Annotated in this window: 16 protein-coding genes; 7 read left to right on the top strand and 9 right to left on the bottom strand. The window is 62.0% G+C overall.

The window, feature by feature from the left end:
- Nucleotides 1-7: 7 nt before the first annotated feature.
- Nucleotides 8-1,594, top strand: a complete 1,587-nt coding sequence (locus AC1MGT_RS21915) for an Atrophin-1 multi-domain protein (protein ID WP_499502083.1) — start codon at nucleotides 8-10, stop codon at nucleotides 1,592-1,594.
- On the opposite strand, the gene AC1MGT_RS21910 is transcribed toward AC1MGT_RS21915, so the two are convergent.
- A complete protein-coding gene (locus AC1MGT_RS21910; protein WP_499502082.1) occupies nucleotides 1,574-2,017 on the bottom strand; it encodes a hypothetical protein in 444 nt (147 codons plus the stop codon). The two genes, AC1MGT_RS21915 and AC1MGT_RS21910, sit on opposite strands and share 21 nt — an antisense overlap.
- A gap of 437 nt (nucleotides 2,018-2,454) precedes the next feature.
- Here AC1MGT_RS21910 and AC1MGT_RS21905 point away from each other — a divergent pair, with 437 nt between their 5' ends.
- From AC1MGT_RS21905 to AC1MGT_RS21880, 6 genes are all read left to right on the top strand, one after another.
- A complete protein-coding gene (locus AC1MGT_RS21905; protein ID WP_499502081.1) occupies nucleotides 2,455-4,167 on the top strand; it encodes an Atrophin-1 multi-domain protein in 1,713 nt (570 codons plus the stop codon).
- Between the two features lie 254 nt (nucleotides 4,168-4,421).
- Nucleotides 4,422-5,609, top strand: coding sequence for a glycosyltransferase family 2 protein (locus AC1MGT_RS21900; RefSeq protein WP_499502079.1), 1,188 nt, complete (start codon nucleotides 4,422-4,424; stop codon nucleotides 5,607-5,609).
- Nucleotides 5,610-5,613: 4 nt separating this feature from the next.
- Nucleotides 5,614-6,747, top strand: a complete 1,134-nt coding sequence (locus AC1MGT_RS21895) for a WecB/TagA/CpsF family glycosyltransferase (protein WP_499502078.1) — start codon at nucleotides 5,614-5,616, stop codon at nucleotides 6,745-6,747.
- 56 nt (nucleotides 6,748-6,803) lie between these two features.
- On the top strand, nucleotides 6,804-7,820 hold the full coding sequence (locus AC1MGT_RS21890) for a glycosyltransferase family 4 protein (protein WP_499502076.1): 1,017 nt from the start codon (nucleotides 6,804-6,806) through the stop codon (nucleotides 7,818-7,820).
- Nucleotides 7,821-7,904: 84 nt separating this feature from the next.
- Nucleotides 7,905-8,786 carry a beta-1,6-N-acetylglucosaminyltransferase gene (locus tag AC1MGT_RS21885; protein WP_499502074.1) on the top strand — a complete coding sequence of 294 codons (882 nt, stop codon included), beginning with the start codon at nucleotides 7,905-7,907 and terminating at the stop codon, nucleotides 8,784-8,786.
- A gap of 30 nt (nucleotides 8,787-8,816) precedes the next feature.
- Nucleotides 8,817-9,701: a glycosyltransferase family 32 protein gene (locus AC1MGT_RS21880; protein WP_499502073.1), complete on the top strand. Its 885-nt coding sequence runs from the start codon at nucleotides 8,817-8,819 to the stop codon at nucleotides 9,699-9,701.
- A 1-nt stretch (nucleotide 9,702) separates the two neighbouring features.
- On the opposite strand, the gene AC1MGT_RS21875 is transcribed toward AC1MGT_RS21880, so the two are convergent.
- The 8 genes from AC1MGT_RS21875 to epsG form a co-directional block, all read right to left on the bottom strand.
- A complete protein-coding gene (locus tag AC1MGT_RS21875; RefSeq protein ID WP_499502072.1) occupies nucleotides 9,703-10,563 on the bottom strand; it encodes a glycosyltransferase in 861 nt (286 codons plus the stop codon).
- A 61-nt stretch (nucleotides 10,564-10,624) separates the two neighbouring features.
- On the bottom strand, nucleotides 10,625-12,058 hold the full coding sequence (locus AC1MGT_RS21870; RefSeq protein ID WP_499502071.1) for an MOP flippase family protein: 1,434 nt from the start codon (nucleotides 12,056-12,058) through the stop codon (nucleotides 10,625-10,627).
- The gene (locus AC1MGT_RS21865; RefSeq protein WP_499502070.1) at nucleotides 12,058-13,032 is read right to left on the bottom strand and encodes a hypothetical protein; all 975 of its coding nucleotides are present in this window, start codon (nucleotides 13,030-13,032) and stop codon (nucleotides 12,058-12,060) included. The genes AC1MGT_RS21870 and AC1MGT_RS21865 overlap by 1 nt, the downstream gene beginning before the upstream one ends.
- Before the next feature lie 70 nt (nucleotides 13,033-13,102).
- On the bottom strand, nucleotides 13,103-14,308 hold the full coding sequence (locus AC1MGT_RS21860) for a glycosyltransferase family 4 protein (protein ID WP_499502069.1): 1,206 nt from the start codon (nucleotides 14,306-14,308) through the stop codon (nucleotides 13,103-13,105).
- Nucleotides 14,305-15,699, bottom strand: coding sequence for an O-antigen ligase family protein (locus AC1MGT_RS21855; RefSeq protein ID WP_499502068.1), 1,395 nt, complete (start codon nucleotides 15,697-15,699; stop codon nucleotides 14,305-14,307). Before AC1MGT_RS21855 ends, AC1MGT_RS21860 begins: the two co-directional genes overlap by 4 nt.
- An 81-nt stretch (nucleotides 15,700-15,780) precedes the next feature.
- The gene (locus AC1MGT_RS21850; protein WP_499504348.1) at nucleotides 15,781-16,827 is read right to left on the bottom strand and encodes a glycosyltransferase family A protein; all 1,047 of its coding nucleotides are present in this window, start codon (nucleotides 16,825-16,827) and stop codon (nucleotides 15,781-15,783) included.
- 13 nt (nucleotides 16,828-16,840) lie between these two features.
- Nucleotides 16,841-17,797, bottom strand: coding sequence for a beta-1,6-N-acetylglucosaminyltransferase (locus AC1MGT_RS21845; RefSeq protein ID WP_499502067.1), 957 nt, complete (start codon nucleotides 17,795-17,797; stop codon nucleotides 16,841-16,843).
- 104 nt (nucleotides 17,798-17,901) lie between these two features.
- Complete coding sequence (gene epsG / locus AC1MGT_RS21840) at nucleotides 17,902-18,807, bottom strand: chain length determinant protein tyrosine kinase EpsG (RefSeq protein ID WP_499502066.1); 906 nt, start codon at nucleotides 18,805-18,807, stop codon at nucleotides 17,902-17,904.
- Between the last annotated feature and the right edge of the window lie 25 nt (nucleotides 18,808-18,832).

The raw sequence follows: 18,832 nt of genomic DNA, 5'->3' as shown, positions 1-18,832 counted from the left end.
GATCGACATGACATTTCCACCGAACGTAACGATGCTGCGCCTGCTTGCGCCCCTGGTTTGTACGGCGCTGGCCGCCTGCGATGTCGTCGGTCCCGCGACCAGTCCGCACGGCGGCCTGTCCCATGCAGCGCCGACAGGCGGTGGCAACCTGTCGGTGCACGCAAAAGCCGGCACCATCGGGCCCTCCGTGCATGCCACGACAGTAGCGCACGCGAGCGCAGCGACAACATCTGCCAGCGCGAGTGCGCACCCTGCGCCCTTTGGCAGTTATCTGCGCCCCTACGTGGCGACGTCCTTGTGGAATGCGCGTCCGGTCAATCCGACGTTCGGCACGTTCGTGATTCCCAGATCGCGCTACTTTCCCACCGTGGCGTCGGGCGCCTATTCGACCGGCGTCTTTCTTGCGTCGGCGACGGACAAGCCCATGACCATCGTCGGGCCTGGCTCCACCGACGCCCACACGGTGGGGGTTGCCGACCCTGACAGCGGCGGCAACCGCGTCATCACCCTTCCCCGCTGGCCTGCTGGGGTGTTGCCGGCCTCGGGCACGGATGGCCATGCCGACATCGTCGATCCGGTGACGCAGACCATCCATTCGTTCTGGCAATTGAAGCAGAAGGATGGCCGCTGGACGGCTGCCCTGTATTCGTGGAGCAAGCTGTCGGGCAACGGCTGGGGTGATCCTGCGCACTATTACCAGGGCGCCCGGGCGGTGGGCATTCCCGCGTCGGCTGGCTTGATCCGCAAGCATGAAATCAAGGATGGTCTGGCCACCTACCCGCACGCGCTTGCGATGTCGTTGACGAAGAATGGCCTGGCCAATGGGGTCAGCAGCCCTGCCTATGTGTTCCCTGCCACCTCGGCCGACAATACGGCAGCGGCCAATACCGGCGCCATTCCCCAGGGCGCACTGCTCATGCTGCCGCGCAGCTTCGACAGCAGCGAGATCACCAACCCCGACCTGAAGAAGATCGTCGAGACGCTCAAAATGTACGGCGCCTATGTGGTCGATTACAACACCGGCACACCGTTCGTGATCTATGTGGAAAACGACACGGGATTCAACCTGATGCCCACGGGCTGGGACGGCAAGGTCGCCAGCCAGCTCGACGAGATCCGCGCCAGCCTGCGCCAGGTGACGGCGGTACAGGGCTGGATCGATGGCAACGGCAACACGGCCAACGCGGCGATCAAGGCGCAGCAGAACATGAACATCCTGTCGATGCGGGGGCCGTGGTCGCGGCAGTCGGGCGCCGGCACGGCAGCCTACGACACGGCCGAACAGCGTCTCGTGTTCGAACCGGCGAGTGGCAAGTCCGTGTATGTCAATGCAAGTAACGCTGGGCTGACCCGCGTGAACTGGGCGAAGCCATCAGAAAAAGCCCATGTCGAACTGGCGGTCAGCGCGACGGGCGGCGCCACGTTGCGTCTGCAGGTCAAGAGCAATGACATCGTGACCGAAGAGACCAGGGACCTGGGGAACGGGCAATCCACGCGGTTTGTATGGCCTGCAAACGCCAAGTTGACACTGACCGCGACCAGCGGCGCCGGCGGCGCATCGACGGTCAAGGCGTCACTGGTCAAGCTGCCCTGAGATCGACCGCACGCACAACCATCCGCCCGGCGCGATTGTACGGGCAACCATACGCAGTTTCTCTTTTGCCCTGTAACTGGCACTGCGATAATTGGCGTTGGAATACCCGGAATATCCATCGATAATCGGCTGCAAGCGAAAACGCGGAATGATCTGGGTATTCCGCTTTTCCAATTCCTCTTTCATGGTTTGAAAGAATTTCTTTTCAAGCACAAATGATTTGGAAAACTCGCCGCGGAAATAACGATCGCAGGCGTCGCGACGGAATGCAAACGTCCGCAATTGGATCCAGAGATTGCCACCCAACGATTCGCCGATGAGCGGCACGTCCCTGAAGTCACAGTACACCTCGTAGTCGGCTGGCGCCGAGCAGATCAACTGCTTGATATGTAAAATTTTCAATCGCCCGGTCACCTTCCACACGTAATCGTCCGCTTTGGCCAGTTCACTGGCGAGACGATCCGGTCGACCGCCTCGGGCGCCACTGCCTCGTCGTACATGCCGATATGGCCATTTGATTTGACCTCAAGTATTTAAAACAAACTTGCATGTCAATACGGATGCTGCTGAATGTAATGACGATTTCTGATGGCCGACCTCAAGTTTCGAAATCGCTCTTTATGAGAATCACAAGTGTCGTGATCGCGTCGTTTCAATTCGATCACATCATCCGGTAATACTTTTTTAATGCCCATAGCAAGACGGGCAATCTTCTGTTGCAAATCCCCAATAGTTTCCTATAAAAATCTTTTTTGCCGTGTGGAATTGCTTTCCCTAACGTAATATTGGCGTCATCTGACAGGCTGAGAGCGAAGAGCCTGATACCGCATCCGATACTCCCTGATATTGAAGATACCCATATGACACTATTTTCACGCACGGTGACCGTCAAGGTCGTCTCCACACTACTTTGTACGTCGCTGGCCGCATGTGGCGGCGGGGGCGCTGAAAACGATTCGGCCACCGCAGCAATGACCGTGTCGACCATCGGCGCACCAGTCGCTACCGTGACCGCGCCGACCGTCGACAACGGCGACTCGGCCAAACTCGTGCCTGCACAGGTCATGCCGACCACCAGCGTGACGCCCCCCGCACTCCAGTCGAGCGGCTCGGTCTCCACCGCGCCCGTCGCATCTGCGGCGAGCCCATCTGTACCAGCCTCGACGACACCATCCGTCTCACCCTCGGCACAGGTGCCCGCGGCGCAAACGACGCCGTCGAACGCGCTCGACGGTGTCTTTGGCACCTATTTACGTCCTTATGCAGCAGATTCCCTGTGGAACTCGCGCCCCCTCAACCCGGTCTTCGGCACGTTCCAGATTCCGAAGTCCAGCTACTTCCCGACCGTCGCCTCCGGCGCCTATTCCACCGGCGTCTTCCTCGCTTCCGCGACCGATGCACCGATGACCATCGTCGGCCCGGGTTCGACCGCCACCAAGACCGTCGGTGTCGCTGACCCCGACAGCGGGACCAACCGCGTCATCACATTGCCTCGCTGGCCTGCGGCCGTGTTGCCGGCTTCCGGTACCGATGGCCACGCCGATATCGTCGATCCGGTCACGAATATCGTCCATTCGTTCTGGCAGCTCAGGCAGCAGAATGGCCGCTGGACCGCGGCGATGTATTCCTGGAGCAAGCTGGGCGGGACTGGCTGGGGCGATCCTTCGCACTATTACCAGGGCGCACGCGCGGTGGGCATTCCTGCATCGGCTGGTCTGATCCGCAAACATGAAATCAAGGACGGTCTTGCCGCCTACCCGCACGCGCTTGCGATGTCGTTGACGTTCAACGGCCTGGCCAACGGCGCCAGCCACCCTGCCTATGTGTTCCCGGCGACGGCGGCCGACAATTCGGCATCGGCCAACACCGGCGCCATTCCGCAAGGCTCGCTGTTGATGCTGCCACCGAACTTCGACAGCAGCGCGATCGTCAATCCCGACCTGAGGAAGATCGTCGAAACGCTCAAGTTGTATGGCGCCTACGTCGTTGACCGCAATACAGGCACGCCGTTCGTGATCTATGCCGAAAACGATTCCGGGTTCAACCTGATGCCAAAAGGTTGGGACAACTCGGTTGCGGACCAGCTCGACAAAATCCGCGCTGCGCTGCGTCAAGTGACGTCGGCGCAAGCCTGGGTCGACGGCAACGGCGACATGATGGCTGCAAGAAACACACCGCAGCAAAACATGAACATCGTGTCGATGCGCGGCGGTTGGTACAGGCAGTCCGGCACGGGCACGGCCGCCTACGACCCGCTCACGCAGAATTTCTCGTTTGGTGCGACGACGACCAAGACCGTCTATGTAAACGCCAACAACACGGGTTTGACGCCAGTCAAGTGGGCCAAGCCGCAGGCGGGCACCTATGTCAACTTCACGGTGCGCGCCACCGGTGGCGCCAGACTGCGCCTGCAAGTAAAATCGGGCAACACCTTCACGCACGACACGTGGGACCTGGTTGATGGAAGATCGGTACGCATCCTGTGGCCAGCCAACGCGTCGATCGTGTTGATCGCGTCCAGCGGGACCAGTGGGCCGTCGTCCGTCAACGCGACACTCGTTCCATCAACCTGAGTGTTTGCTGTCTGAATGTCCAGCCGCGCCGGGTGCGCGGCTTTTTTTCGTCGATACGCCGCATCGATCCATAGGTGCGTTCGTTACCATTCATGCATCTGAAATTTCGCTTATGATATTGCTATTGATCAAAATAGCGGTAAATAACGCGTCCAGCCTCGTCGCTGTCGGTGTTACCGCCCGGTAGCGTTGCCGTTGCAGGCCGCTCTGTTCAGCCTCAGGCCCCGGCCATCCACTTTTAGGAAAACAGTCCCTTGATTCAAGCGTTTTCGATCGCCCTGCTGATGTTGCTGTGCATCATTTTGGTGCCAGTCACGGTCCTGCTGGCTCAGGCACTGCTGGCATGGCGCCCTGTGCGCAGTGCAGCACCGGCGCCCGGCCCGCGTCCGAGCATTGCCGTCCTGATCCCTGCCCATAACGAAGAGGGAGGCTTGCTCGCCACCCTGTCGAGCCTGCAACCCCAGCTGAGTGTGAGCGACCGTATTCTCGTCGTTGCTGACAACTGCTCCGACCGCACTGCCGAGGTGGCCCGTCAGGCCGGCGCCCAGGTCATCGAGCGCAGCCACGCGCAACTGCGCGGCAAGGGCTATGCCCTGGACTTCGGCGTGAACGCCCTGGCCGACGCGCCACCGGACGTCGTCGTGATTGTCGACGCCGACTGCATCGTGGGCGAAGGCGCAATTGCCCGCCTTGCAACGCTGGCCGCTCACCATCGCCGGCCAGTGCAGGCGCTGTACCTGATGCATGCACCGGCCGGCAGCGGACCGTTGAAAAAAATCGCCGAATTTGCCTGGCTCGTGAAAAACAAGGTACGACCGCTGGGCTGGTTCCGGCTCGGCTGGCCATGCCAGCTCATGGGCACCGGCATGGCGTTCCCGTGGCAAACGATCCGCAGTGCCAACCTCGCGACCGGCCACATTGTGGAAGACATGAAGCTCGGCCTGGACCTGGCGCTGGCTGGCACGCCGCCGATGTTCTGTCCGCACGCGCTGGTGTACAGCCATTTCCCGAGCAGCGCCGAAGGCGTGCAAAGCCAGCGTACGCGCTGGGAGCATGGCCATCTCAGTGTCATCGCGAGCGCCGCCCCGGCTGCGCTGTCTGGCGCCATCCGCCGCCGCAGTGCCAGCCTGTTCGCGTTCGGCCTCGACCTGTGCGTGCCGCCGCTGGCGCTGCTCGTGCTGCTGGTCTGTGCGATCACGGGCTTGAGCTTGCTGCTCGCCCTGGCCGGCGGCCCGGTTGCGCCGCTGCTGCTGGGCGTGCTGGCGGGCGCTGCGCTTGGTGTGGCGATCCTGCTGGCGTGGTGGCGTCATGGCCGCGCCGTGCTGAGCGGCAAGGAGCTGGCGCTGGCTGTCGTCTACGTCCTGGCGAAAATACCGCTGTATTTCCGCTTTCTGTTCCGTCGTCAAGTTGCATGGGTGAGGTCAAAACGTGACAGTGAATAATCTTGTGCTGACCCCGCATGAGCGTGCGCCCGTCGTCACCGACTTCACACGCCCCGTGTACTGCGTGCTGGGCCTGCCGTTCGACGCGCTGGACATGCAGCAAACCGTGGACTTGCTGCTGGCACGCGCCGGCAGTGGCGAGCGCTGCTTCTTCTCGACGCCGAATCTGAACTTTTTGATCACCAGCCAGCAGGATCCGGCGTTTCGTGACTCGGTGCTGCGCTCGTCGCTGTCGCTCGCCGACGGCATGCCGGTCGTGTGGCTGGCAAAATTGCTGGGCTTGCCGTTCACGGACCGCGTTGCGGGGGCGACCGTCTTCGAACGCCTGCGTGATCAGCGCGCCATGCCGCTGGGTGTGTTTTTCTTCGGTGGACCGGACGGCGTCGCGCAGCAGGCCGCCGATGTGCTCAACGCTGGCGAGGGTCGCATGCGGTGCGTGGGGGCGTATTCGCCAGGCTTCGGGACGATCGAAGACATGAGCACGCCCGCCATCATCGAACGCATCAACGCCAGCCATGCCGACCTGCTCGTCGTGTCGCTGGGCGCCAAGCGCGGTCAGGCGTGGATCGAACACAATCTGGCCGCGCTGGACACGCCGCTGGTCAGCCACCTGGGCGCGGTGGTCAACTTCGTTGCAGGCACGGTCAGCCGCGCGCCTGCCCTCGTTGGCCGGCTCGGCCTGGAATGGTTGTGGCGCATCAAGGAAGAGCCGGCGCTGTGGCGGCGCTACTGGGGTGACGGCGTGGCGCTCGTGCGCCTGCTCACCACCCGCGCCTTGCCCGCGGCACTGGACGCGCGGCGTCTGCGCGCGGCCACGGCTGCGCCCGTGCTGCAGGAAAGCGACGATGGCCAGTTGTACACCCTGACCCTGGACGGCGCCTGGCGCGATGCGGCGCTCGGCGCACTGCGGCTTGCGCTCGCGCGCGCCACGGCGCAGCCACGCCGGCTGCATCTCGCGTTGCGCGCAGATTGCAGCCTCGACAGCGCTGCGCTTGGCCTGCTGCTGCTGCTGTACGGGCATCAGAGCAGAACGGGCATGGCCCTGAGCGTGGCGACCGACAGTGCTTCGCTGCGCCGCACGATGCGCCACCAGAATGTCGACTTCCTGCTCCTTGGCCTCCCAGGCCACGTTGCCTGATACCGGCAACCCTTGTTTTTCAATTGATTGGATCGTGCAGCATGGATTGGCTCGTATTGTCCCCGTTCGTTAAGACTACCTGGCCTGGCTGGTTGATGCCGTTCATCGACGCGCGCCTGCACCGTACCCGGCAAGTGCCGGCCGATTACGATCACGACCGTTCGCGCGCCGTGTCGTCGCGCCGCGAATGGTTCGATTACCTGCGCCACGGCTGGCGGGGTTTCAGGCAAACATTCGGCAAGCACCCTACCGGGATCGTCACGGCATTTCCGCAGCTGGCCGTCATCGTCGCACTGCTCAAGACGCTCAGTGGCCGCAAGAACGTGCCGCTGATTGCGTGGTGCTTCAACCTGGCCCAGCCTTATGGCGGCATCAAGGGCAAGCTGGCCCGCTTCTGCCTGCCTGCGGTGGACCTGTTTGTGGTCCATTCGCGGGCCGAAATCGAGATCTACAGCACTTGGTTGCAGCTGCCGCGGGAGCGCTTTGTCTTCGTGCCGCTCAGCGCCGAATTGCCGGATTCCGCCATCTGGACGGACGAGGTCGATGACCCGTATATCGTCGCGCTGGGCACCGCCAACCGCGATTACGCGCTGCTCGCCGACGCTGCCGGGCAACTGGGCTACAAGACGATCATCGTCGCCGGTACGCACGCCACCGCCCATATCCAGGCACCGCCCTGCGTGAGCTTTCGCTCCAATCTGACGCTGGCGCAATGCCATCAACTGGCGCTGTACTCACGCGTGAATGTCATTCCGATCGCGGACGTGAACGCGCCTTCGGGCCAGGTGACAGTCATCGAATCGATGATGCGCGGCGTGCCCATGGTCGCGACTGCCTGCGCCGGGACGGATGATTATGTCGTCGACGGCGTCGATGGCTTGCTGGTGCCACCGAACGATGTACCGGCCATGGTGCGCGCGCTGCGCACGGTCTGGGAAGATGCCGCACTACGCAATGCGTTGTCGCGCAATGCGCGCCAGGCGTCGCTCGACAAGTTCACCTTCCCGGCGGCTGCAGCGCGCCTGACGGAATTGATGACGCAGCTGGCCAATCGCCAGCCACGCCGCGATTGAGCTGATGCCGGCAGTTGAAACACGTGCCTGCGGCTGCGGCCGCGTCTGGACGGACACTTCATCGTGGAATACACGGAGACAGAATTGATCGCTTATTTATTACTGGCGCATGGTAACCCCGCACACCTGCAGCGGTTGATAGCGCGCCTGCGCTCGGATGGCACGGCGTTCTTTATCCATGTGGACAAGAAAGCCGACCAGCGTCTATTTGCGCACCTGAAGGCGGATGACGTCACGCTGTTGCCAGCGCCAGTTGCCGTGCACTGGGGCGACTTCTCTCAGGTGGATGCAATTCTGCTGTTGATGAAAACGGCGCTGGCGGCAGGTCCTTTCACACGTTTCGTGTTGCTCAGTGGCGTCGATTATCCGTTATGGCCGACAGCGTCCATCAACGCGTTCTTCGCCGGCCAGCCCGACGCCGAATACATCAATCTCGTGCCGATGCCCTGTGCAGCAGCCGGCAAACCACTGGCGCGCCTGACCGCGTACACGCTGCGCCCGACCTTGTCGTCCCTGCACCGCTTGACCCTGCGCATATTGCTCAAAGCCCGCATCATCCCGCGCGAGCGCGATTACCAGCCTGCGCTGGGAGCGTTGAAACCGTATGGCGGCTCGACCTGGTGGGCCCTCACGCGGGCGGCGTGCGAATACCTCGTCGCCTACACCGGGCGCAATCCGGCACTGGTCCGGTTTTTCAAGGGGACCCAATATGCGGACGAGACGTTCCTGCACACGATCCTGGGAAATTCACCGTTGATGGCAAACGTCAGGCGCAACCTGACCTATACCGACTGGAGCGCAGGGGGCGCCAGCCCGGCCAGTATGTCGGCACAACACGTGGACTACTTCCGCAGCAAACCGCAATTTGGCGCCGACGATGTCTATGGCAGTGGGCCAATGATGTTCGCGCGCAAATTTAGCGACAGTGACGATGCGCTGTTGCAGGCAATGGATGGCTGCGCCTGAAGGCAGCAGACCGGATCAGGAGAAGATTTGTTGAATACGAAGCACGCACTGGCTGACCGCACCGAGAAATACGACCTCCCTGTCTTCGCGATGGGGAACGCCATACCCAAGCAGATCCACCAATGTTTTTTTGGTGCGCGGACGTTTACCGAGGAGCTGGCGAACAACGTCGACTTCATCAGGGGGCTCAATCCGGACTGGACGCACACCCGGTACGACGAGCCCATGATGAAGCAATTCATCATGGAGCATTACGGCGCGAAGATCCTGCGCTATTACGAGCGCATCAATCCAAACTACGGTGCAGCGCGCGCTGACCTCTTTCGCTATCTGCTGCTGTATAAAGTCGGCGGCGCCTATCTGGACATCAAGAGCACGATGACGCGCCCATTCGACGACTTCATTACGCCGTCGGATCGCTATCTGCTGGGGCAATGGGACGACCCGGATAACCTGGACCGCCTTGGCTGGGGCATGCACCGGGAACTCGCGCATATCGACCACGGCGAATACCAGCAATGGCACATCATCTGCGCGCCGGGCCACCCTTTTTTGCGCGCCGTGATCCTGTCGGTGCTGGCCAATATCGATCGCTATCTGCCATGGCGCAACGACACCGGTGCGCATGGCACGTTCAGGCTGACCGGCCCGGTCGCCTATACACTGGCGATTCATCCGTTGACCGCGACCGAGCCGTGCCGGCTCATACATAGCCGCGAAAGTGGCCTCGTGTATTCGATCCTGAATCAGCGCAGCCACGCCAAGCTCTTCACGTCCCACTATTACCGGCTGACAGAATCCATCGTCAAGCTCAATACCTTCTGGACCGTGGTCGGCAAGGTGCGTCATTTCAAGGGGCAAACCAAGGCGCTGATCAAGCGCCAGGTAAAGAAAATGATCGGTCGACCGGCTTAGCTTAGCGGATCGAATTGGCCAGCGACATCTTGAACTTGCCGGCCCTGATTTTCTTCAACGCGAATTTCGCATGTTTTGAACGCAGCATGATGCCCAGATCGCTGAGCGTCAGCCGTATCTGGTCGTACCCTGCCAACGAATACAGCAAGCCGGCCCGGTCGCCAGGCTGGCAGTGCTTTTCATAAAACAGGTGGGCAGCGCGAACGATTTTCTCGGACGACTTTTTGGTGATCCGCTCGAACTCGTGCGAAATATCCATGATGTAGGTGTTGGCCTGGATGCTGTACGCCGGGCCACCGGTCTTGATCAGCCGCACCCACATATCCCAATCCTGCCAGGCCGGCATCGCCGGATCGAAAGCGCCGGCGTCCTTCATGCGCTGCGGTGTCGTAAACACCTGATTGCCCACGGCATTCGACTGGACGATCTCGTCGGCCGATACCGATGCTTGCGTATCCCACAGCGCCACGCTGTCGCCGTCGTTGATGATGCGCCGGTCGAACAGGCACGAGAAGCGCACGCCGCTTTCCTGCTGGCGGCGCCAGGCTGCCAGAAAGGTCGCCAGTCGGTGCGGAAGAAAAATATCATCGTCGTCCAGACCGGTGATGAACTCGCCCCGCGCCACCTGTATCGCCTGATTGCGCGCCGCACAGGCGCCCACCGACGCGTCGTTGTGAATCAGCGTGATCGCGACGTTTTCGTTCAGCCCGTTCACATAGTCGCAGGTGCCATCCGTCGAACCGTCGGACACGATAATGAGTTCGATCGGCCGATGCGTCTGCGACAACACGGAATTGACGGCGCGCTTCAACAGATCAAGGCGGTTCTTGGTGGGTATATAAACGGTAATCAGGTTTTCCATATGAACGTCGTCGATCTCGATAAGGTGTAACAGCGCGGGACTCGCAACATGCCGGGCACGATCACCCGGTCTTCATGCCGATCATTTGTTTGCAGCTCTGTACCACGGCTTTCGAAAACAGCATGATCAATGCCCCATAGATCACGGCGCCCGTCAGGGTAACGGTCATCAGGATCGTCTGTGGCGCATGACCGCCGTTCGACACCACGGTATACAGCGGATAGATGACCGCGACCATCGCCATCGAAAACATCACCGGCTGCCAGATCACGCGCAGCAATCCGGCCAGGCTGGTGTGCAATTCCCGCGTCGCGTAATAGAAATGCGGAAGACCGTTGAGGATATTGGCAATCAGATAGCAGGCCGCAACGCCCTCGATACCCCAATTGACACCGATGAAAAAGCTGCCGACCTGCAGGACGGAGCCCAGCAAGCCCAGCCGCATCATCAGATCGGTGCGACCCGTCGACATGAAGACCGAACCCGTCGTCGAAATCAGCGACTGCAGAAACCCGACGGGCGCCAGCCAGGCGAGAACAATGGGAACCTGCGCCCACTGCTTGCCCAGTGCGATGGCAACGAACGGCTCACGCAATACCCACAGACCCGCCATCATCGGCGCCGTCAGGGTGGCGATCATGGCCAGCGCGCGGAAATACAACCCCGCCATCTTGTCGCGCTCGGCTTGCTGCCGGCTCATCACCGGGAACAGGGCCCGGCCAGCGACGTAGCTCATGCTTTGCAACGGGAACATCATGACCTTGTAGGCCTGGCCGTAGATGCCCAGCTGCACCGAGCCCAGCACGCGGCCGATCACCATGCTGTCGGCATTGCGCGCGAAAAAGTTGATGAAGTTAAAACCGGTCAGATTGCCGCTGAAGCCCCACAAGGACCGCAGTTCGGGCGCGCTCCAGATTTTCTTGGGCCGCCAGGGACTTGCCAGCCACAATTGCGTGGACGAGAGCGCTGCCGAGACCAGGGAATTCCACACCAGGCTGTACACGCCGTAGCCCAGGTAGGCCAGCGTGATCGCGACCGTGAGGCCGACGACCGATGACACGATCTCGATGCGCGCCAGCGTCTTGAAGCCGGACCGGCGTTCCACCAGCGACTGGTGCACGGCACTGGCGCTCGTGATCGGAAACACGATCGACAACAGGCACAGTACCGGTGCGAGCCGGTCGATACGGAAGTACGCCGCCAGGAATGGCGATGCGAGGACCAGGGCCAGCGTCAGGAACAGGCCCATGGCCATGTTCAGCCAGAACACGGTGCTCGTGGTTTGCTCGGTCAGGTTTTCCTTTTGCACGACGGCGGCGCCGGTGCCCATATCGCGCAGCAGAAATGCGAAATTGGTGGCGACAGTTGCCATCGCCAGCAAACCGTATTCGGAAGGCGGCAGCAGCCGCGAGAGAATGGTCAGCGAAATGAGCTGCAGGATGATTCTTGAAGCCTGCGACAGCGTCAGCCATCGCGCATTGGACATTGCAGACATTACGTTGTTTTTCTTTCTGTATCAAAACCGTAGGCACCGATCATCGCCCGGATCTGGTTATCGTTCATCATCGCGCCCAGATTGTCTTTCCATAGCGCGACCTCCTGGGTACCTTCCCAGGTATGAAATTCCTGTTGGTGGGGCACGCGCCTGAAGGTGGCGCCATTGGCACGCGCCATCCACCAGAACCAGATATCGTCACCACGCGGGCAATGGGCCGTGAAGGCATCGACATTCAGCACTTCGGGACCGAAGACATTCGGCGGATACAGGACGCCCCCGATCCCGGTCGGAAAATTCAACGCGCTCGACTCGCGATTGGCGGTCTCGAACTCCCATTCGTTGTAGGCGACAGGCAGCCCGTCAGCGCCCAGCTTCACGCGGTGCATCCGGTGGCAGATCACCTCGAGCCGAGCCGGGTCGCGCGCTGCCATCAGTTGCTCCAGCCACTCCGGCCAGTAATGGACGTCGTCGTCGGCAATCACGATCGGCGCGTTGCAGCCCTGCTGCAATAACGGGATCATTTTCTTGTACGACTTCAGATCATCGCAGGGGATGATTTCCAGTCCGGCGGCGCGCAGCTTTGTCACCGCCGGCGGCAGCGCGGCCATGTCGCCGCGTGCGATCCACAAAATGGTGCGGTCGGCCACATGGGACTGCGACAGCAACGATTTCAGTGTCAGGTGCAGCGTACCGAAACGTGGCGGATACGACGTCAGCGAAACGATCACGCCGGTGCCGGCACGCTGGCGGCGCGCATAGCGCCGGCCGCGGGTCAGCCAGTCCAGTTCGCGCTTGGTATGCAGCGCCAGCATGTTCAAACGCCAGCGCAGCTTGATGTAGATATCTCTAGTCCAGCTCATCATGAATCGTGCTCTCGGAGTGCCAAAAAAATTGCGGTCATGGCCGGTGAACGGCCTTCCCTCATGTGATGCCCGCAGTACTGCCGTTGGCACGTCTGCAATCGGCGTCAATGGTGTAATCGCCCGGATCAGCGATGGCGCGCCGTCACCAGCGGCGCCATCGTGCCAGGGCGCGTGGGCCTCAAGCCCCGGTTTCGCGCATCAGATGCGCCAGTTTTGCCGCTTCGGTGTCGACGGCATGGCGCGCCAGCACGCGCTGATGACCGGCCTCGCCCATCGCCTCCAGCTGTGCCGGCGCCGCCGCCAGGCACGCTTCCAGTGCGGCAGCCAGCGCATCCACGTCGCCAGCCGGGAACAGCCAGCCCGTCTCGCCGTGCCGTACCAGCTCGGGAATGCCGGCGATGTAGGTGGTCAGGACCGGCCGGCGCAGCGCCATCGCTTCCATGACCACGACCGGCAACCCCTCGGCAAAGCTCGGCAAGACCATGGCACGCGCTGACAGCATTTCTTCGCGCACCTGGTCGCCGTTGATCCAGCCGGTGATGCTGATGTGGCTGCCCAGATTGTTGGCGGCAATCAGCGTCTCGATCTCGCCGCGCATTTCGCCGTCACCGGCCAGCACCAGATGGATCGGGATCCCCTTGGCCACCACGGCTTGGACCGCGCGCACGAGCAGCATCTGACCCTTCTGTTCGCACAGGCGGCCTACGCACACCAGCCGCGGCGCAGCCGGGCTCGGGCGCGGCGGCACTGCGTGAAAGCCCGGGTCGATGCCGCAGTGAACCACCTGCACCTTGGCCCAGTCGGCGTAAGCAGCCCAGCGGAACAGCTGGCTGCGCCCGAACGAGCTGACGGCGACGACAAACGCCGAACGGCGGATCTTTTCGCCCAGCCACAACAGTTCTGGCTTGTCGAATTCTTCCGGGCCGTGCACGGTAAAGCTGTAGGCCGGCCCGCCAAGCATGCTCGCCAGCATCGCCACTTCGGTGGAATTGGTGCCGAAATGGGCGTGCAAATGGCGCGCGCCATGCGCCGCCATCCACGGCACGATCCGGCAGGCTTCTGCAAGGTAGATCAGGTGCAGCGGCAACGGGCGGTCGGCCCGCAAGCCGATCTTGCAGGCCAGCGCCAGCGCTTTGGCAAACCGGACCGGCCGCCTGACGGCCATGCGCATGACGTCCATGGCCATCGCTAACGCGCCGTCCTGAAGCACATAGCGCGTCACGGCGCGCTCACGGACGTCTTCCTCGTCGCGCAGTTCGTCTTTCCAGCCCCGCATGGCGAGGCGCTGCACCTTGTAGCCCTGGCGCTCGAGCGCCAGGATTTCGCGTCGAATGAAACTGTGGCTGATTTTGGGGTACTGGTTCACCAGGTACGCGATGTTCATACTTTTCCTTCATGATTGCCCGGCAGGCCAGACAGACCGGCCCCGTGGCGTGCCGCGCCGGCCCTGGCCGTGCGCGCCTTGCTACCTGTATGCAGGTTCACCAGCGCGCACGCGCCGCCAACGATGAACCAGAGGTACCAGTTGAACACCAGATAACGGAACATATTGTCCGAGAACGACACGATCAGATACTGGATCACGATGGCCAGCATCAGGAATCCGGACACCGGATCGATGCGGGCCAGTGTGCGCAGCGTGCCCAGCACGCGGGCGTACAGCCACAGATAGCACAGCAAGCCAACGGCGCCCATCTCGAAGAAGAACTGCACATAGACATTGTGGGCATCCCACCGGACCGTGCGGTCCATCGGGAAGAACGTGCCCACGTGGTAACCGAAGCCGTCCAGTCCGTAGCCAAGGAGCATGCGCTTCGTTTCCATCCAGCCGATCGCCGACTCCCACAGCATCACGCGCCACGCGAACGAGTTGAGCTGGGCATTGCGCACCACTTCGTTGCCCTGCCCCAGATCCATCAGGCGTTCGTTCACCGACGGCACGAACAGCAGCAACGGCAGCAGCAGCAGGTACAGCAGATAGCTGCGCTTGAAGATCAGCGCATACAGCACGAACACGAGGAAGCACGCGAGCCAGGCGCTGCGGGTCTGCGTCAGCAGCAGTTGCACCATCAGCATCGGCATATACAGGCACACGGCGATGCGCCCACGCGGCGTGATGTTGTACAGCGGGCTCTTGAGCATGTACAGCCCCAGCACCAGCACGAGCGTCAGGTAGAAGGCCAGCACGTTCGGATGCGAGAACGTCGACTGCAGGCGAAAATCCCCGCCGCGCATATGCAGCGCGATATCGACGACGGCATACAGCGTGGGCAGCAGCGACGAATACATCACCAGGCGGATGGCCTTGTTGAAGTCTTCGTTCGAGCGGACCGTGTAGATCGCAATCAGGAAGATCGCGAAGTTGGACACGATGCCCAGGTACATTTTCAGCGCATTGGTCTTTTCGTACGACAGCACCAGGCCCACGCTCATCATCAGGACAAACGGCAACCAGTAACGCGCCAGCCGGCCAGGAAACGCCTTCGGCTTTTCCATCACCATCATGCACGCGATGATGATCACGAACAGGTTGATCAAGCCGCCGATGCCCATGCGCACGCTGCCGATACCGAACTGCGTCGATTCCAGCACCATGTCGCCGACCGACCGGAACAGCAGGATCAGCATCACCAGTTTTTTATAGTCGTAGATCAGCAGCACACCCAGCAACAGCAAGGCAGGCAGCGCCGCAAGGCGGCCGAACTGATAGCCCATGCTGTCGCCAAACATGGGAATCACGGCGCCGACGGACAGGCTCAGAACGACCAGGGCCATGATGGTCCAGGTCGGAACGCCGAAGGGTTCCCTCAGCCAGTTAAGCAATTGCACTGATCTGTTCAACATTCCCTGTTACCACTAGACCAGTTCAGGCGCGACGCGGATGCGGCGCTTGCCAGGATACCGGCGCACGAGCCAGCCGCGCACCGCGTGCCACTCGCCCGTTTCGGTGATATCGCCCGAACGGAAACGGTTATAGCGCCACAGCAGCGACGCCCAGTTGCGGGTCGAGATCGCCTTGCGGTAACGCAGTTCGCGTTCGATCTCGGGCGTTGCGCCGAACACCTTGCGGACGCTGCGCGCCATGTTCTCGAATTCCGCGTCGAAGTTGCGCTTGCCGCCAACGTCCATCAGGATGCCGCCGTGGTTGCAGAACGGCGCCGGATCGAACCACGGCAGGTTGTGCATCGTGCAGAACGAGCGCGTCAGCGAGCGCGAAATCGCCAGCGAGACTTGCATCTGTTCAGTGAAGCTGGTGATGCTGACGTTCTTGCCATGCCAGCGGTACTTCAGCAGTTTCTGGGGCAGATTGGTCACCTTGCCCAGGATCGCGAGCTGGCCGAAGAGGAAATAGTCTTCTGCCAGCGACGGCACATCGATGCGCTGATCCTCGGGCAGGATTTTCAGAATATCGATGCCGTAGCGCACACCCATCTTCTGGACCGGGTCGAAGCGCAGTGTCGAGGCTGGATGCGACACCGGATTACGGAACAGGCTGGCCGCGCCGATGCGGGCAGTGCCCACCGGCAGGCGCAGATCGTCGAGCTTGTTACCGGCAGCGTCGATAACGTCGGCCTGGCCACTGACGACGATGCATTCCGGCTGCGCCTCGAACGCGGCCAGCGTCAGCGCCATGCGGTCCGGCAGGCAAATATCATCGGCGTCATGCCGCATGATGAATTCGCAGTCGGCAATGTCGATGCCGCAATTTAACAGGCCCGACAAGCCTTTCGCCTGCGGAAACGAATGGACCTCGATACGCGGGTCGCGCGCATGATAAGCCTGGGCCATCTCGACGCTGCCATCGGTCGAACCGTGATCGAGCACCAGCAGGCGCCAATCGGTGTAGGTCTGGGCGATGACACTGTCGATCGCTTCCGCCAGGTAGTCCTTGCCGTTTTTCACTGGCAATAAAATATCAATTCGAGCCATTCTTTACCTTAGTTAAAGCTGATTCTTCTTCGCCGCACGTGGCCGGCTGACGCCCTGCCGCCATCGCATCGATCGCGTCGAGCATGGGCGCGGATGCCGCGGAAAACTTGCGCGCAAATAGCACCTGGCGCTGTTCCCCAGGGCTGTTCTTGAACTCCGATGCGCGGATCACCGGCTCCGCGAACTGGGGCAGATAAGCCGCATCGAGCATGTCCGGACCGGTCTTGCCGGGCGACCAGCGGGTGAACGTCAGGCTGTGGCTGATGCTGGATCTGAATGGCGAATTCCACAGGATGTACTGGAAATAGAATTCGTCGGGACAATCGACCAGCTTGCAGAACCGGTACACCTGCGGCGCGCGCGCCGTCACGTCCAGCACATACTTGACGGCGTCGCCGCTCAGGCACCACCACTGCGAACCGGTGACCAGGTCGCCCTTCAATACCTTGCGGTAGTCGCGCAGCGGCAGCGCCCTGTTCAGGAAATGCTGCAGCGGCCAGCGAAAGCGGCCGAGCGGCTTGCTCTTACGGATCGACACACGCGCGATGCGTTCCAGCGTCTTGCCATACCTGGTGTCAGGCAGCGCAAACGCCTCGATGAACTCGGTGCCGCGGTGGCGCTCGAAAAACGCCGCGATATCCGCGGGCGTGTAGAGCGGATAGCAGGCGCCGCTCAGCAAGACGTAGCGGTCGAAGTCGCCTGGCGCGGCCGCTGCGCACTTCATCAATTCCAGCGTTGCCTTGACCAGCGAGATATCGCCCCAGGCACCATTGACGCGGCGCTCGCAGAATGTGACCACCGGGTCCAGTGCGGCAAATGCGGCCAGGTCCGACTTCGCGTCGATGTGCACGAAGAATGCGGCACCGGGCGCGCTCAAGCGCGCGACCAGCCGCTGCAGATGCGCTGGCTGGTCGTGCGCGAGGATCAGATACGCGATGCGCACGGTCAACCCTGCACCATGCCCAGGAAGGCACAGCGCACCAGGGACAACGTCGGCACGCGAGGGCGCACGCAGCAAATAAACAGGCGGGGCATCGTCATCATCGATCAGTACTCGTTGAGCACGGTTCCCACCAGATGCACACGCGCATCGGTCAACAGGTCGACCAGATCGCGCATCTTTTTGTAGTGACTATGGTTCTTGTGCGCCACCATCACGGCGGCGCCGGCGCGGCTCGCGACCACCTGGGCATCGGCATACTCGGCGCCGGCCGGCGTGTCGATCAGGATCACGTCGTAATCGGCGCCCAGTTCGCGCAGCAGGCGGCCAAATGCCGGGGAGCCCAGCAGTTCGGACGGGTTCGGCGGCAGCGCGCCGGCCGTCAACACCGACAGGTCGACCAGCGCCGGTACACGCTGGATCGCTTCGTGTCCGCTGCGGCCGGCCAGCACGGCCGACAGACCGGCGCGGTTTTCCAGCCCGAACAGTGCGTGCTGACGCGGCGCACGCAGGTCGGCGTCGATCAGCAAGGTGCGCTGGTGCTGCTGCGAAAACACCACGGCCAGGTTGGCGGCCAGGAAGCTGCGGCCATCGCCCGATTCGGCGCTGGTAATCGCCAGTGCGCGGCGCTCGTCGCCCGTTTCGAACCAGCGCCACAGCAACTGGTTACGCAGCGCGCGCAGCGATTCGACACGCGCCGTGAACGGTTCGTAGGCGGCAACCACCTCATCGCTGATGGCGCTCTGGCCGGCCAGCAGATACGGGTAATCGTACTGGCGCGACAAGGCCAGCTCGATGTCGGCAGCGGTCAAGAGACCCATTTCGACAGCGGCGTCGCCAAAGCGCAGATTGCGTTCGATCGAGGCACGCATCACCTTGTCGGCGTCGGCCACCGACAGGCGCCCGTTGCGGATCAGGATGGCGCCGATCGAATCGTGCGACTGGTGGCTGGCGGCGCGCTCGCCACGTGCGGAATGGCCCGTCACTGCGACGGCCGGTGTAGTGGAATTCATCGTGGACGCTCCATGCTGGTCAGTA

The sequence above is a fragment of the Telluria sp. BA11 genome (genome assembly GCF_056680305.1).
This window is presented reverse-complemented; position numbering and strand designations above follow the sequence as displayed.

Excerpts from the sequence above, each read along its gene's own strand:
- AC1MGT_RS21915 (WP_499502083.1), top strand. The coding sequence starts at position 8 with ATGACATTTCCACCGAACGTAACGATGCTGCGCCTGCTTGCGCCCCTG.
- AC1MGT_RS21905 (WP_499502081.1), top strand. The coding sequence starts at position 2,455 with ATGACACTATTTTCACGCACGGTGACCGTCAAGGTCGTCTCCACACTA.
- AC1MGT_RS21875 (WP_499502072.1), bottom strand. The coding sequence starts at position 10,563 with ATGGAAAACCTGATTACCGTTTATATACCCACCAAGAACCGCCTTGAT.
- AC1MGT_RS21870 (WP_499502071.1), bottom strand. The coding sequence starts at position 12,058 with ATGTCTGCAATGTCCAATGCGCGATGGCTGACGCTGTCGCAGGCTTCA.
- AC1MGT_RS21860 (WP_499502069.1), bottom strand. The coding sequence starts at position 14,308 with ATGAACATCGCGTACCTGGTGAACCAGTACCCCAAAATCAGCCACAGT.
- AC1MGT_RS21855 (WP_499502068.1), bottom strand. The coding sequence starts at position 15,699 with ATGGCCCTGGTCGTTCTGAGCCTGTCCGTCGGCGCCGTGATTCCCATG.
- epsG (WP_499502066.1), bottom strand. The coding sequence starts at position 18,807 with ATGAATTCCACTACACCGGCCGTCGCAGTGACGGGCCATTCCGCACGT.